Genomic DNA, 13225 nt, shown 5'->3' on the forward strand with positions numbered 1-13225 from the left:
CGTTTTTTTCTGTCCGATCCAGTCTGGCCGAAGGGGCTGCCGATTGGAATCAGTTGTTCTGGATCACGATCTTCGGAAACTTGCTGGAGAAGTCCTGCGCCTTCTCGCCGACCTTGACCGCCACGCGGCGGGCAATGGCCTGGTAGGCGGCGGCGATCGGGCCGGTCGGGTCGGCCACCACGCTCGGTTTGCCCTCGTCCACCGCCTGGCGGATGGAGAGGTCGAGCGGCAGCGAGCCCAGCAGTTCCACGCCGTATTCCTCAGTCATCCGGGCGGCGCCGCCGCTGCCGAAGATGTGCTCGGCGTGGCCGCAGTTCGAGCAGATGTGGATGGCCATGTTCTCGACCAGGCCGAGGATAGGCACGCTGACCTTCTCGAACATCTTCAGCCCCTTGCGCGCATCGAGCAAGGCGATATCCTGCGGCGTGGTGACGATGACGGCCCCGGTCACCGGCACTTTCTGTGCCAGCGTCAGCTGGATGTCGCCGGTGCCCGGCGGCATGTCGATCACCAGGTAGTCCAGGTCGTCCCAGCGCGTGTCGTTGAGCAACTGCTGCAGCGCCTGGCTGACCATCGGGCCGCGCCACACCATGGCCTGGTCGGTGTCGACCAGGTAGCCGATCGACATGGTCTGCACGCCGTAATTCACCACCGGCTGCAGCGACTTGCCGTCGGTCTCCGGCTTCTGCCCCTGCAGGCCCATCATCAAGGGCTGCGACGGGCCGTAGATGTCGGCGTCCAACAGGCCGACGCGCGCACCCTCGGCGGCCAGCGCCAGCGCCAGGTTGACGGCGGTGGTGGATTTGCCGACGCCACCCTTGCCGGAAGCCACGGCGATGATGTTCTTCACCCCCGGCAGCAGCGGCACGCCGCGCTGCGCGGCATGGCTGACGATCTGGCTGCTGACGTCGACCTTGATGCTGCGGCCTTCGGCCAGCGGCGCCAGCGCGTTTTCGAAGGCGCTGCGGATGACGTCGAACTGGCTCTTGGCGGGGTAGCTCAGCACCACGTCCAGCGCGATCTCGCCGTCGCCGACGCGCAGATTCTTGACCGCCTTGGACGCGGTGTACGGTTTGCCGGTGCTGTCGTCGATCAGGCCGGAGAGAGCCTGGAGTACCTGGGTATCTGTCAGTGCCATGGTGTCGGAGGTGTCGGAAGTAGCGGCGTCACGGCCGAAGAGTCGGGTCAGTTTCTGGAGCATGGCCGAGAACCGGGGTTGAGAATACCCGAGTAGTCTACTCGAATTCTGCGCCTTGCACAGGACGCGAACCGGTGCCGGCGTGTCGATCCGCGCCATGCCGTCGGACGGTATCCGGCCGGCGGTCGTCATCGAAATGCTAGCCGTGCCTTGCGGGATGCATTAGAATCCCCGCCACACGCATCATCCCGCCATGGAGTATCGCCGTGGCGCCCCCGAAGAGGCCGGCCTGTTCCACAAGAACAGGCCGGCCTCTTCCGTTGTGCGCCGACGAAACGGCGGCGTGGCTTGGAATCGCTAACAAAACCCAGTGCAACGGTCTTGGCTAGGCACGCGGCTGCAGACAGTACAAGTAGTACGGCCAAGCCGCGCAACAACGCCAAGAGGGTTTTGTTAGCGGTTCTCAGGCCCGCTCCAAGGCGGCCGGTCCTGCTGTTATAATCGATCGCTTGAGATTCGAACCAGGGACCCCCGAATGACCTCCCCACGCAAGATTCTGGTGACCAGCGCCCTGCCGTACGCCAACGGCGCGATTCACCTCGGCCACATGGTCGAACACATCCAGACCGACGTCTGGGTGCGCTTCCAGAAAATGCGCGGCCACGCCTGCCATTACGTCTGTGCCGACGACACCCACGGCACGCCGATCATGCTCGCCGCCGAGAAGCAGGGTATCACCCCGGAACAGCTGATCGAGCGCGTCAAGGCCGAGCACCTCGCCGATTTCACCGGCTTCCATATCGGCTACGACAACTACTACAGCACCAACAGCCCGGAAAACAAGCACTTCGCCGAGCACATCTACCGCACGCTGCGCGCCAACGGCAAGATCGTGTCGCGCACCATCGAGCAGCTGTTCGATCCGGAAAAGCAGATGTTCCTGCCGGACCGCTTCGTCAAGGGCGAGTGCCCCAAGTGCGGCGCCAAGGACCAGTACGGCGACAACTGCGAGAGCTGCGGCGCCACCTACAGCCCGACCGACCTGAAGAATCCGTACTCGGCGGTATCCGGCGCCACGCCGGTGTTGAAATCGTCCGAGCACTACTTCTTCCGCCTGGGCGACTGCGCCGATTTCCTCAAGGCCTGGACCGCCGGCTCCACCGAGCGCGCCGACGGCGAAATCCAGCCGCACCTGCAGCCCGAATCGCTCAACAAGATGAACGAGTGGATCGAGGGCGGCCTGCACGACTGGGACATCAGCCGCGACGCGCCGTACTTCGGCTTCGAGATTCCCGACGCACCGGGTAAGTATTTCTACGTCTGGCTCGACGCGCCGATCGGCTACATGGCGAGCTTCAAGAACCTGTGCGAGAAGAGCGGCCTCGATTTCGACGACTACTTCCGCCCGGATTCCGACGCCGAGCTGTACCACTTCATCGGCAAGGACATCCTGTACTTCCACGCACTGTTCTGGCCGGCGATGCTGAAGTACTCCGGCTACCGTGCCCCGACCAGCGTGTTCGCCCACGGCTTCCTGACCGTGGACGGCCAGAAGATGTCCAAGTCGCGCGGCACCTTCATCACCGCCAAGAGCTACCTCGACTGCGGGCTCAACCCGGAGTGGATGCGCTACTACGTCGCCGCCAAGCTCAATGCCCGCATCGAGGACATCGACCTGTCACTGGACGATTTCGTGGCGCGCGTGAATGCCGACCTGATCGGCAAGTTCGTCAACATCGCCAGCCGCGCCGCCGGTTTCATCACCAAGCGCTTCGGCGGCCGCCTGGCCGAGCGGGTGTCCGAATCGGTGCTGGCGAGCCCGGTGTGCCACGCCGCCCAGTGCGAGCACCCGCTGTTGCAGCAGCTGGCCGAGAGCAGCACGGCACTGGCCGCCGCCTACGAGGCGCGCGAGTATGCCCGTGCGCTGCGCGACGTGATGGCGCTGGCCGACGAGGTCAACGCTTACGTCGACGCCAACAAGCCGTGGGAGCTGGCCAAGCAGGAGGGCATGGAGGCGCGTCTGCACGAGGTGTGCACCGTGCTGATCAACGCCTTCCGCCTGCTGGCGATCTACCTCAAGCCGGTGCTGCCGAAGCTGGTCGAAGACGTGGAAGCCTTCCTCAACATCGCCCCGCTCAAGTGGTCCGACGCCGACTCGCTGCTGCTCGGCCATACCATCAAGCCGTACCAGCACCTGATGCAGCGCATCGACCCGGCGCAAATCGAAAAACTGATTGAAGCGAACAAGCAAAGCATGGAACAACAAGCTGCCCCGGCCGACACCTCGGCCGATTTCGAACCGCTCGCCGATACCATCACCATCGACGACTTCGCCAAGCTCGACCTGCGCGTCGGCAAGGTGCTGGCCTGCCAGTTCGTCGACGGTTCCGACAAGCTGTTGCAGTTCACCGTCGACCTCGGTTTCGAGACGCGCAACATCTTCTCCGGCATCCGTCAGGCCTACCAGGAGCCGGACAAGCTGATCGGCCGCAACGTCATCGTGGTCGCCAACCTAGCGCCGCGCAAGATGCGCTTCGGGGTCTCCGCCGGCATGATCGTCTGCGCTTCCGGCAACGACAGCAGCAGCGGCCTGTTCCTGCTCGATACCGACGACGGTGCCCAGCCCGGGATGCGCATCGGCTAAATAATTGTTGTATAAAAGAAAAATTCGGGTATACTGATCTATCGACGCCTTGCCAGCCGCTGCGCTGACAAGGCGTTTTCCATTCTTGAAGTCATCAAGCTGTCATATCGTACTGCTACAGTACGTCCATTCGCGCCGGAACTGGAAGTTCCTGCCGCTGTCTATTGATTTATTTCGAGATTTAGTGAACAGTTAAGAGTTGGTATGACAATGTTGTTGATGAGAACAACAGGAGAAAATAATGCGTGTAAGTCAATTGAAACCCGGTTGCAAAATTATTGAACAGAAAGACGACGGCAACGAGATCCGTTACGAAGTGATTAGCATCCGCCAGATCGGCAAGCAGTTCGAAGTGACCTTCCGTTCGGTGCTGGGCCTCGCCAGCGCTCTCTATCCGGCCAACGCCTTCATCCCGGCCGCCGCCTGATCGTGCCCTGACGGCCGGTGTGAGCTGGCCGCTCCCGGATTGTCCCGCGACACCCCGTCCGCCACGCGCCGACGGGGTGTCGTTTTATGGGCATTGCCATCGATGCCCGCGGCTGCTATCAACAGGACAGAAGAGGAGGCCGGCATGAAACAGATCGCGCGGCTGCTGCGCATTCATGGCAGGGTGCAGGGCGTGTGCTACCGTGACTGCGCTGTCGAGGAAGCCATGCGCCTGGGGGTAAGCGGCTGGGTGCGCAACCGTCGTGACGGCACCGTGGAGGCGTTGATCAGCGGCGAGCCGGAGGCGTTGCTCGCCTTCGTCGACTGGGCGCGTAACGGCCCGCCCGCCGCCGAGGTCAGTCTGGTCGAAATGCAGGAGTGTGTCATCGATACTTCCCTCCAGGGGTTCAGCCGCTGGCCGACGGCCTGAGCCGGAGAACGGGAGGGGTGTGCGTCGGCCTTGGTGCTGACAGCATGAAGATTTTTTTGGAGAACTCTTGACCGGTCTGTAACGAACGTTTATAGTTCGTTTCCTCGCTGCACGAGACGCTTCGCAGCGAAGCGACAAGCAGCAAAAGGTTTCTGACGCGGGGTGGAGCAGTCTGGTAGCTCGTCGGGCTCATAACCCGAAGGTCGTAGGTTCAAATCCTGCCCCCGCAACCAACATCAAGCCGTGAATTCTTGAGAGAATTCACGGCTTTTTGCTTTCACGAGCAGATGGCTGGGTGGGGTGATTCCCTGCGGAATGGTGAAAGGCAGATCTTGGGCCAGACCGGTAGGTACCGGGGCTGAAGGAAAGGGCCTCGCGAAAAAAAACCGGGCAGGGCGCCCGGTCGTTCAGCAAGCCGCCAGATCGCGGCGGAATACCCAGTGCGTGGTATCGGAGGCGGCGGCGTCGAAGGCATAGCCTTCATAGTCGAACGCCATGAGCCGTTCCGGCTCGGTGACGCGGTGCTTCGCCGCCCAGCGCGCCATCAGTCCGCGCGCGCGCTTGGCGTAGAAGCTGATGATCTTGTACTGGCCGTTCTTCCTGTCCTGGAACACCGGAGTGATTACCGGGGCGTCGAGCTTCTTCGGCTTCACCGCCTTGAAGTATTCCTCGGACGCCAGATTCACCAGCACCGGTTCGGTGGCTTCGGTCAGCCTGTGCCTTAGCGCGTCGGTGACGATGTCGCCCCAGAACTCGTACAGGTTCTTGCCGCGCGTGTTGGTGAGCCGGGTGCCCATCTCCAGCCGGTAAGGCTGCATCAGGTCGAGCGGCCTGAGCACGCCGTAGAGGCCGGACAGCACGCGCAGATGGCGCTGCAGGTAGTCCAGTTCTTCTTCGTTCAGGTCGGAGGCGTTGAGTCCTTCGTAGACATCGCCCATGAAGGCGAGCACCGCCTGTTTGGCCGGGCCGGGCGTGAACGGGCGCGACCACTCGGCGTAGCGGCCGGCGTTGAGCACGGCCAGCGGGTCGCTGATGTTCATCAGCCGGCCGATCTCGGCCGGGCTGTGCTGGCGCAGCACGTCGATCAGCTCGGCGCTGTGGTCGAGAAAATCGGGCAGGGTGTAGCGGGTGATGTGGGGCGGGGTGGTGTAGTCCAGCGTTTTGGCCGGGGAGATCACCATCAACATGGGCGGGGTCCTCGTGGTTCCAATTGGCCCGATTGTACCGGAAGCGGGCCGCCCTGATGGCGGGCGGCCGTGATCTGACGCCCGACCGGCGCTACAATGCCGGCTGCCAAGAAACAGTGGGGGTGGATGATGCGGGCGTTGGTGCAGCGGGTGAGCGAGGCGGCAGTCAGGGTGGATGGCGAGGTGTGCGGGGCCATCGGTCCGGGCCTGCTGTTGCTGGTCGGGGTGGAGGAGGTGGACGGGCAGGCCGATATCGACTGGCTGGTACGCAAGATCGCCCAACTGCGCATTTTCAACGACGAGGCCGGGGTGATGAACCGCTCCGTGCTCGACGTAGGGGGCGAGGTGCTGGCGGTGAGCCAGTTCACCTTGTTCGCCAGTACCAGGAAGGGCAATCGCCCTTCCTATAGCCGGGCGGCGCGCGGCGAGATCTCGGCGCCGGTGTTCGAGCGCTTCGTGGCCTGCTTGGCCGAAACCTTGGGCAAGCCGGTGGCGACTGGGGTGTTCGGCGCCGACATGAAGGTGGGGCTGGTCAACGACGGCCCGGTCACGATCTGGCTCGACAGCCGTCAGCAGGAGTGACCGGCCGCCGGCCCTGCAAAGCAAACAGCCCCGCGAGCGGGGCTGTTTCGTTTGGGGGGTACAGGGTTACAGGCCCTGCAGGCGGACGCGCTGTCCTGGCTGCAGCGCAACCACTTCGGTCGAGGCATTCCAGCGGCGCAGGTCGCTGTGACGCACGCCGAACTTGCGCGCGATGCTGAACATGGTGTCGCCCCGCTGTACCACGTACTCGGCCGGGACCGAGCCCGTAGCCGCTTGTGTGGCGGAAACCCGCATCAACCCGTCGCGTGAGGTGGTGGCCAGGTAGCTGATGCCGGGTGGCGCCTTCAACTGCAGGGTCTGCCCCAGCCGGATGTCGTTGTCCGCCAGGCCGTTGAAGGCCTTCAGCTCGCTGACGGTCAGGTTGTAGCGGCGTGAAATGTTGTAGAGCGTGTCGCCCGGCGCCACGATGTGGGCGGTGACGATGGCGGGGCTGGGGCCGCTCGCCGCCATAGCCGTCTCGCTCGGCTTGCTGCTGATGGCCGTGATGTTGCTGGGCGCAGTCGCTACGGTGTTCGCCTCGCCAGGCTTGCCGCTGGGGAGGGGGGCCGGGGCTGCCGCTACCGTGCCCGCTACGGCCGCGCTGGTCGTGACGGCCGTGACGGGGTTTTGCGGCTTGGCGTCGTTGGCTGGCGCCGGCGTGGCGGCTGCCGTCAGCGGCACCACGGCGCTGGTCGGGGTGGCGACCGCCACGGGCTGGGCACCAGCTTGCGGCACGCCGCCGTTGGTGACTAGTACCGCCGGAGTGGCGCTGGCCACCAGCGTGGTCGCCGTGCCGGCGACGGTGGTGTCGCTGCCGCTGTCGGTATCGGTCGCAGCGCTGTTGAGGTCAGCGTTGCCCTTCAGCGCCACCAGCAGCGGCTTGCCGGCACTGACGGTGCCCTTCACCCGGTTGACGGCCTGCAACTCGGCCGGGCTCATGCCGTAGCGCTCCGCCACGCTGGCCACGTCTTCGTCGGCGGCCGGGGTGTAGACCTGCCAGCTCAACAGCGGCTTGTCCCACTTGCTGAGGTTGGCTTCGAATTTGTCGATACGGTTGGCCGGGATCAGCATCTGGCGCCCGGTCTTGTGGGCGTAGACCGGCAGGTTGAAGGCCGGGTTGAGCTCCTTGAATTCGTTCACCGACATGCCGGCCATTTTCGCCGCCACGTCGAGGTTCATATGACGTCCGGTGGAGATGGCGACGAAATAAGGTTTGTTGGGGAATTTGTCGAGCTTGAGGCCGAACTTGTCCGGTGCGGCCAGCAGGTTGCGCACCGCCAGCAGCTTGGGCACGTAGTTGCGGGTCTCGTTCGGCAGCTTGAGGTTTTCGTAGGTGGCTTCCTGGCCGCTGGCCTGGGCCCGGGCGATCGCCCGCGTCAGGTTGCCTTCTCCCCAGTTGTAGGCGGCCAGCGCCAGGCTCCAGTCGCCGAACAGGCCATGCAGGTATTCGAGGTAATCCAGCGCCGCGCTGGTGGAGGCGGCCACGTCGCGGCGCCCGTCGTACCACCAGGTTTGCTCCAGCCCGTAGTGACGGCCGGTGGAGGGCATGAACTGCCACAGGCCGGAGGCGCCCACCGGCGACTGGGCGGTGGCGACGAAGGCGCTCTCGACCGCCGGCAGCAGGGCGATTTCCGTGGGAAGGCCGCGTCGTTCCACTTCGTTCATGATGTGGAACAGGTACTTGCGGCTGCGGTCGAGAATGCGGCTGAAATACTCGGGGCGGGAGGCGAAGCTGCGCTCGTGGCGGCGCACCAGATCGGCGTTGACTTCGTCGAGTTGGAAGCCTTCACGCACGCGTTGCCAGACGTTGTCACCGTTTCGCAGCAGGCTGGAGTTGAGCAGCATCATGTCGAGGCCGGTGGCCAGGCCCTCGTCCACGCCGATCGACTGACGGAAGGCGCCCGAGTCCTCCGCGTGGACCAAGGGGACGGCGGAAAAAGCAAATGACAATGCGAGGGCCAATGGTGTGATTCTTTTCATTTGGCAGGCCTGAATTCAGAAATTCTGGCCGATGCTATCGGCCCAAAAAGGGAGTGTCAACACGAAAAAGCAAATAATTTCATGAGCTTTCGTCATATTTGACCAAGCTCATGAAGCATGCCATTTCCTTGTTTCCTATACGGGCAATATAGCTTTTTTCTGTTTCAACGAAAGTTGTTTTTCCACTCGCGCAGCACGGCAAAGACCTCCGCCGGTGTCGCCGGTACCATCCCGGCTTGCCGGGCGGCGCTACGGCCTACCGCATCGACGCCGACCCGCAAGAACGGATTGGTGGCGCGCTCCGTAGCCAGGGTCGACGGCAGCGTAGGCTTGCCGGCGGCGAGCGCAGCCTCATCCTCGGCCAGGCGTCGACGGATGGCGGGATTGTCCGGCTCCACCGTGGCGGCAAAGCGCAGGTTGGAGAGGGTGTATTCGTGTGCGGGGTAGATCCGGGTGGCGTCGGGCAGCGCCGCGATCCGGGTCAACGAAGCGTGCATCTGCTCGGGAGTGCCCTCGAACAGGCGGCCGCAGCCGGCGCCGAACAGCGTGTCGCCGCAGAACAGCCGGCCATCGGCCAGATAGGCGAGGTGGTCGAGGGTATGGCCGGGGACTTCCAGCACCACGAAATGGCAGCCGAACAGCTCGAATTGCGAGCCGTCCATCACCGCTTCGGTGACGAGAGGAATCGACGCCGGGCCGATGATGCGCAGGCCGGGTGTCTGTCGCGCCAACTCGGCCAGACCGCCGATGTGATCGGCGTGGTGGTGGGTGACCAGCACCGCCTCAAGCGTCAGGCCGTGGCTAGCCAGATGGGCCAGTACCAGTGCCGCGTCGCCCGGGTCGACGGCAACGGCACGGCCGGCTTCCTGCAAAAGCCAGATATAATTGTCGGAAAAGGCGCGCACGGGCGTGACGGTGAACATGAGTAGAGGGCGTCCTTACGATGATGGAATCATTTGGTCGCTGGCTCACCACCAGCGAGCTGGGGCAGTATCTGCTCGCCAGGGAGCAGTCGTTCTACGACCGCACGGTGGCCGATGCCTTCGGTTTCCGGGCGGTGCAGATCGGCTTGCCGCAACTGGACTTCCTGGCGGCCAACCGTATCCCCTGGAAATGCCGTGCCGGCCAGCAGGAGGGTGCCAACGTACGCTGTCTGCCCGAGCAGTTGCCGTTCGAGAGCCGCAGCCTGGACCTGGTCGTGCTGCCCCATGTGCTGGATTTTAGCACCCATCCCCATCAGGTTCTGCGCGAAGCCGAGCGCGTGCTGGTACCGGAAGGGCGGGTGGTGCTGACCGGTTTCAACCCGGTATCGTTGTGGGGCGTGCGCCGCCTGATCCAGGGCCGGCAGTCGGTGCCCTGGAACGGCCAGTTCCTGTCGCTGGTGCGTATCAAGGACTGGCTGACCCTGCTGGAACTGGAGCCGGAAGGGGGCGGTTTCATGGCTTATTGCCCGCCGTTCTCGCGTACCGACTGGATCGAGCGCTTCCGCTTCATGGAAGAGACCGGCGATCGCTGGTGGCCCCTGGCGGCCGGCGTGTACGGCATCCAGGCAATCAAGCGGCAGCGCGGCATGCGCCTGATCATGCCGCAATGGAAACCGGCCAAGGCCGCAAAAGGGCTGGTGGTGGCGGGTGGGAACGATCACCGCCACACCGCCGGCCATCACACACAAGAAAGCGTATGAGCCAAGACATTGTCGAGATTTACCCCGACGGCGCCTGCAAGGGCAATCCCGGGCCGGGCGGGTGGGGCGTGCTGCTGCGCTTCAAGGGGCGCGAGAAGGAGCTGTTCGGCGGCGAGCAGGGTACCACCAACAATCGTATGGAACTGACCGCCGTGATCGAGGGCCTGGCCCAGCTCAAGCGGCCGTGCAAGGTGGCGGTGTACACCGACTCGCAGTATGTGCAGAAGGGCATTTCCGAGTGGATCCACGGCTGGAAGAAGCGCGGCTGGAAAACCGCCTCGAAGGAGCCGGTCAAGAACGCCGACCTGTGGCAGAGGCTGGATGAACTCCAGGCCGGCCACCAGGTCAGCTGGCACTGGGTGAAGGGCCATGCCGGCCATGAGTTCAACGAGCGCGCCGATCAGCTCGCCAACCGTGGCGTCGAGGCGCTGAACGCCTGAATCTCCATCACTTTCGGCCACATCTCACGGTGGGCCACGCAGCAAGAGCATCATGAGACAGATCATTCTCGATACCGAAACCACCGGCCTCGAGCCGTCGCAGGGCCACCGCATCATCGAATTCGCCGGGCTGGAGATGGTGAACCGCAAGCTGACCGGCCGTTCCCTGCATCTCTATATCCATCCCGAGCGTGAGATCGACCCCGACGCCGAGCGGGTGCACGGCATCTCGCTCGACTTCCTGGCCGACAAGCCGCGTTTCGCCAGCGTCGGCCCGGAAATCGCCGACTTTCTGCGCGGCGCCGAACTGATCATCCACAACGCCCCGTTCGACGTGGGCTTCCTCAACGCCGAATTCGAGCGCCTCGGCATCGAACGCATCGACACGCTGTGCGCCAGCGTCATCGATACCCTGGTGATGGCGCGCGACCAGTTTCCTGGCAAGCGCAACAGCCTCGACGCGCTGTGCGACCGTTTCGAGATCGACCGCTCCAACCGGACCCTGCACGGCGCGCTGATCGACTGCGAACTCTTGGGCGAGGTCTACCTGTGGATGACCCGCGGTCAGAACAGCCTGGTGATGGACATCGATCTCGACGCCGGCGGCGGCGCCGAACTGGCCGCGCTGGAGTTCGAGCGCAAGCCGATCAAGGTCATCCGCGCCAGCGAAGAAGAGCTGAGCGCGCATGCCGCCTACCTCGACGAGCTCGACAAGGCGGTCAAGGGCACCTGCCTGTGGCGCAGCCTGGAGAACCCGCCCGCCGCGGAGGCCCAGGCATGAGCCGCTATCTCGCGCTGGTGCCGGCCGCCGGTTCCGGCTCGCGCTTCGGCGCCCCCTGCCCCAAGCAGTACCTGCAGCTCAATGGCAAGCCGCTGATGTGGCACACGCTGGCCACGCTGGCGGCGGTGCCGGCCATCGAGCGGGTGGCGCTGGTGATCTCGCCGGGGGACGAGTGGTTCGACAGCTATCGCTGGGACGATATCGCCAAGCTCGAAGTGCATCGCGTCGGCGGCGCCAGCCGCGCCGAGAGCGTGCAGAATGGGCTGGCCGCGCTGGCCGCGGCGGACGACGACTGGGTGCTGGTGCACGATGCGGCGCGCTGCTGCCTGACGGTGGCGGCGGTGGAGCGGCTGATCGCCACCTTGGCCGACGACCCGGTCGGCGGCCTCCTGGCGGTGCCGGTGGCCGATACCGTCAAGCGTGCCGACGCCGAGTGCCGCGTCAGCGCCACGGTGCCGCGCGAGGGGCTGTGGCTGGCGCAGACGCCGCAGATGTTCCGCGCCGGTCGCCTGGCGGAGGCCTTGGCCAAGGGCCCGGTCGACGCCATTACCGACGAAGCCTCGGCCATCGAGTTGCTCGGCCTGAAGCCCATGCTGGTGGAAGGCGAGGCGCAGAATTTCAAGGTCACCTGGCCGCGCGACCTGGCGCTGGCCAAGGCACTGCTCGCCGCCCAGCGCTAATCAGGAAAGGACAATAAAAGAGATGTTCCGTATCGGACAGGGTTACGACGTGCACCAGCTGGTGGAAGGACGCCCGCTGATTCTGGGGGGGGTGACCATCCCCCACGACAAGGGACTGCTCGGCCATTCCGACGCCGACGCCCTGCTGCACGCCATTACCGACGCCATCCTTGGCGCGGCGGCGCTGGGCGACATCGGTCGCCATTTCCCGGATACCGATCTACGCTTCAAGGGAGCGGACAGCCGCGTGTTGCTGCGCGAGGCCATGGCGCGCGTGCGCGCGGCGGGTTGGCAGGTGGTCAACGTCGACGCCACGCTGATTGCCCAGCGTCCCAAGCTGGCGCCGCATATCGATGCGATGTGTGCTTCCATCGCCAGCGATCTGGGGTTGGCCGTCACGGCCGTCAACGTCAAGGGCAAGACCAACGAAAAACTCGGTTATCTGGGCCGCGGCGAGGCGATCGAGGCGCAAGCCGTCTGCCTCTTGATGCCGCTGTGATACCCGTTGGCAATTTGCCCGACAATTCACGCCCCGTATGGGATAATCAGGACAGGACCATTACATACAAAACCGAGGAGGCCTACGATGCTTACCCAGAACCAGCTGAAACTCGCCGTCGCCCAGAAAGCACTGGAATTCGTTCCGGACAACTGTATTGTCGGCGTCGGTACCGGCAGCACCGTCAATCTGTTCATCGAGGAACTGGCGACCATCAAGGGGCGCATCAAGGGGGCCGTCTCCAGTTCCGAGGCCTCCACCGAGCGCCTGAAGGCCCACCATATTCCGGTCTACGACCTCAATACCGTGGACGAGGTGCCGGTCTACATCGACGGCGCCGACGAGGTGAACCACTACCTGCACATGATCAAGGGCGGCGGCGGCGCGCTGACGCGCGAGAAGATCGTCGGCGCGGTTGCCACCGACTTCATCTGCATCGCCGACGAATCCAAGTACGTCGACGTGCTGGGCGGCTTCCCGCTGCCGGTCGAGGTGGTACCGATGGCGCGCAGCTACGTCGCACGCGAGCTGGTCAAGCTGGGCGGCCACCCGGAACTGCGCGAGCACTTCGTCACCGACAACGGCAACATCATCCTCGACGTGCACCGCCTGCACATTTCCAAGCCGGTGGAACTGGAGGAAACCATCAATCAGATCGCCGGCGTGGTCACCTGCGGCCTGTTCGCCCGGCGCCGTGCCGACGTGCTGATCCTCGGCCGCCAGAGCGGGGTCGAGATCCTGCGCTGATTGTCAT

At 64.4% G+C, this 13225-nt stretch carries 14 protein-coding genes and 1 tRNA gene; 11 read left to right on the forward strand and 4 right to left on the reverse strand.

Annotated elements, in window-relative coordinates; all coding sequences use genetic code 11:
* Positions 1-49: 49 nt before the first annotated feature.
* Positions 50-1138, reverse strand: a complete 1089-nt coding sequence (gene apbC, locus PSEMAI1_RS0104635; protein ID WP_024301740.1) for an iron-sulfur cluster carrier protein ApbC — start codon at positions 1136-1138, stop codon at positions 50-52.
* A gap of 535 nt (positions 1139-1673) precedes the next feature.
* Here apbC and metG point away from each other — a divergent pair.
* From metG to PSEMAI1_RS0104655, 4 genes are all read left to right on the forward strand, one after another.
* Entirely contained in the window at positions 1674-3782 is a 2109-nt protein-coding gene (gene metG / locus PSEMAI1_RS0104640; RefSeq protein ID WP_024301741.1) for a methionine--tRNA ligase, read from the forward strand.
* A 241-nt stretch (positions 3783-4023) separates the two neighbouring features.
* Positions 4024-4209: a hypothetical protein gene (locus tag PSEMAI1_RS0104645; RefSeq protein ID WP_024301742.1), complete on the forward strand. Its 186-nt coding sequence runs from the start codon at positions 4024-4026 to the stop codon at positions 4207-4209.
* A gap of 144 nt (positions 4210-4353) precedes the next feature.
* Positions 4354-4638, forward strand: coding sequence for an acylphosphatase (locus PSEMAI1_RS0104650; RefSeq protein WP_024301743.1), 285 nt, complete (start codon positions 4354-4356; stop codon positions 4636-4638).
* Positions 4639-4794: 156 nt separating this feature from the next.
* Positions 4795-4871: transfer RNA gene (locus PSEMAI1_RS0104655), tRNA-Met, on the forward strand.
* A gap of 174 nt (positions 4872-5045) precedes the next feature.
* Here PSEMAI1_RS0104655 and yaaA read toward each other — a convergent pair.
* A complete protein-coding gene (yaaA, locus tag PSEMAI1_RS0104660) occupies positions 5046-5825 on the reverse strand; it encodes a peroxide stress protein YaaA (RefSeq protein WP_024301744.1) in 780 nt (259 codons plus the stop codon).
* 129 nt (positions 5826-5954) lie between these two features.
* On the opposite strand from yaaA, the gene dtd reads away from it, so the two are divergent.
* Positions 5955-6407 (forward strand): D-aminoacyl-tRNA deacylase, encoded by a 453-nt coding sequence (dtd, locus tag PSEMAI1_RS0104665; RefSeq protein ID WP_024301745.1) that lies wholly within the window; start codon positions 5955-5957, stop codon positions 6405-6407.
* 66 nt (positions 6408-6473) lie between these two features.
* On the opposite strand, the gene PSEMAI1_RS0104670 is transcribed toward dtd, so the two are convergent.
* Positions 6474-8357: a LysM peptidoglycan-binding domain-containing protein gene (locus PSEMAI1_RS0104670; RefSeq protein WP_232219834.1), complete on the reverse strand. Its 1884-nt coding sequence runs from the start codon at positions 8355-8357 to the stop codon at positions 6474-6476.
* A 194-nt stretch (positions 8358-8551) separates the two neighbouring features.
* The gene (gene gloB / locus PSEMAI1_RS0104675) at positions 8552-9310 is read right to left on the reverse strand and encodes a hydroxyacylglutathione hydrolase (RefSeq protein WP_024301747.1); all 759 of its coding nucleotides are present in this window, start codon (positions 9308-9310) and stop codon (positions 8552-8554) included.
* A gap of 20 nt (positions 9311-9330) precedes the next feature.
* Between gloB and PSEMAI1_RS0104680 the strand changes: the two genes are divergently transcribed.
* From PSEMAI1_RS0104680 to rpiA, 6 genes are all read left to right on the forward strand, one after another.
* On the forward strand, positions 9331-10071 hold the full coding sequence (locus tag PSEMAI1_RS0104680; protein ID WP_024301748.1) for a class I SAM-dependent methyltransferase: 741 nt from the start codon (positions 9331-9333) through the stop codon (positions 10069-10071).
* The gene (gene rnhA, locus PSEMAI1_RS0104685; RefSeq protein WP_024301749.1) at positions 10068-10511 is read left to right on the forward strand and encodes a ribonuclease HI; all 444 of its coding nucleotides are present in this window, start codon (positions 10068-10070) and stop codon (positions 10509-10511) included. The genes PSEMAI1_RS0104680 and rnhA overlap by 4 nt, the downstream gene beginning before the upstream one ends.
* Positions 10512-10563: 52 nt before the next feature.
* Positions 10564-11292 (forward strand): DNA polymerase III subunit epsilon, encoded by a 729-nt coding sequence (dnaQ, locus tag PSEMAI1_RS0104690; protein ID WP_024301750.1) that lies wholly within the window; start codon positions 10564-10566, stop codon positions 11290-11292.
* Positions 11289-11972, forward strand: coding sequence for a 2-C-methyl-D-erythritol 4-phosphate cytidylyltransferase (gene ispD / locus PSEMAI1_RS0104695; RefSeq protein ID WP_024301751.1), 684 nt, complete (start codon positions 11289-11291; stop codon positions 11970-11972). Before dnaQ ends, ispD begins: the two co-directional genes overlap by 4 nt.
* A gap of 22 nt (positions 11973-11994) precedes the next feature.
* Positions 11995-12471, forward strand: coding sequence for a 2-C-methyl-D-erythritol 2,4-cyclodiphosphate synthase (ispF, locus tag PSEMAI1_RS0104700; protein ID WP_024301752.1), 477 nt, complete (start codon positions 11995-11997; stop codon positions 12469-12471).
* Positions 12472-12558: 87 nt separating this feature from the next.
* On the forward strand, positions 12559-13218 hold the full coding sequence (gene rpiA / locus PSEMAI1_RS0104705) for a ribose-5-phosphate isomerase RpiA (RefSeq protein ID WP_024301753.1): 660 nt from the start codon (positions 12559-12561) through the stop codon (positions 13216-13218).
* Positions 13219-13225: the final 7 nt, after the last annotated feature.

The organism is Pseudogulbenkiania sp. MAI-1, assembly GCF_000527175.1.
In the GTDB taxonomy this organism is placed as follows: Bacteria; Pseudomonadota; Gammaproteobacteria; order Burkholderiales; family Chromobacteriaceae; genus Pseudogulbenkiania.

Bases quoted from the DNA above. Each gene is read 5' to 3' on its own strand.
- apbC (WP_024301740.1), bottom strand. From the start codon at position 1,138: ATGGCACTGACAGATACCCAGGTACTCCAGGCTCTCTCCGGCCTGATC.
- metG (WP_024301741.1), top strand. From the start codon at position 1,674: ATGACCTCCCCACGCAAGATTCTGGTGACCAGCGCCCTGCCGTACGCC.
- PSEMAI1_RS0104645 (WP_024301742.1), top strand. From the start codon at position 4,024: ATGCGTGTAAGTCAATTGAAACCCGGTTGCAAAATTATTGAACAGAAA.
- PSEMAI1_RS0104650 (WP_024301743.1), top strand. From the start codon at position 4,354: ATGAAACAGATCGCGCGGCTGCTGCGCATTCATGGCAGGGTGCAGGGC.
- yaaA (WP_024301744.1), bottom strand. From the start codon at position 5,825: ATGTTGATGGTGATCTCCCCGGCCAAAACGCTGGACTACACCACCCCG.
- dtd (WP_024301745.1), top strand. From the start codon at position 5,955: ATGCGGGCGTTGGTGCAGCGGGTGAGCGAGGCGGCAGTCAGGGTGGAT.
- gloB (WP_024301747.1), bottom strand. From the start codon at position 9,310: ATGTTCACCGTCACGCCCGTGCGCGCCTTTTCCGACAATTATATCTGG.
- PSEMAI1_RS0104680 (WP_024301748.1), top strand. From the start codon at position 9,331: ATGATGGAATCATTTGGTCGCTGGCTCACCACCAGCGAGCTGGGGCAG.
- rnhA (WP_024301749.1), top strand. From the start codon at position 10,068: ATGAGCCAAGACATTGTCGAGATTTACCCCGACGGCGCCTGCAAGGGC.
- dnaQ (WP_024301750.1), top strand. From the start codon at position 10,564: ATGAGACAGATCATTCTCGATACCGAAACCACCGGCCTCGAGCCGTCG.
- ispD (WP_024301751.1), top strand. From the start codon at position 11,289: ATGAGCCGCTATCTCGCGCTGGTGCCGGCCGCCGGTTCCGGCTCGCGC.
- ispF (WP_024301752.1), top strand. From the start codon at position 11,995: ATGTTCCGTATCGGACAGGGTTACGACGTGCACCAGCTGGTGGAAGGA.
- rpiA (WP_024301753.1), top strand. From the start codon at position 12,559: ATGCTTACCCAGAACCAGCTGAAACTCGCCGTCGCCCAGAAAGCACTG.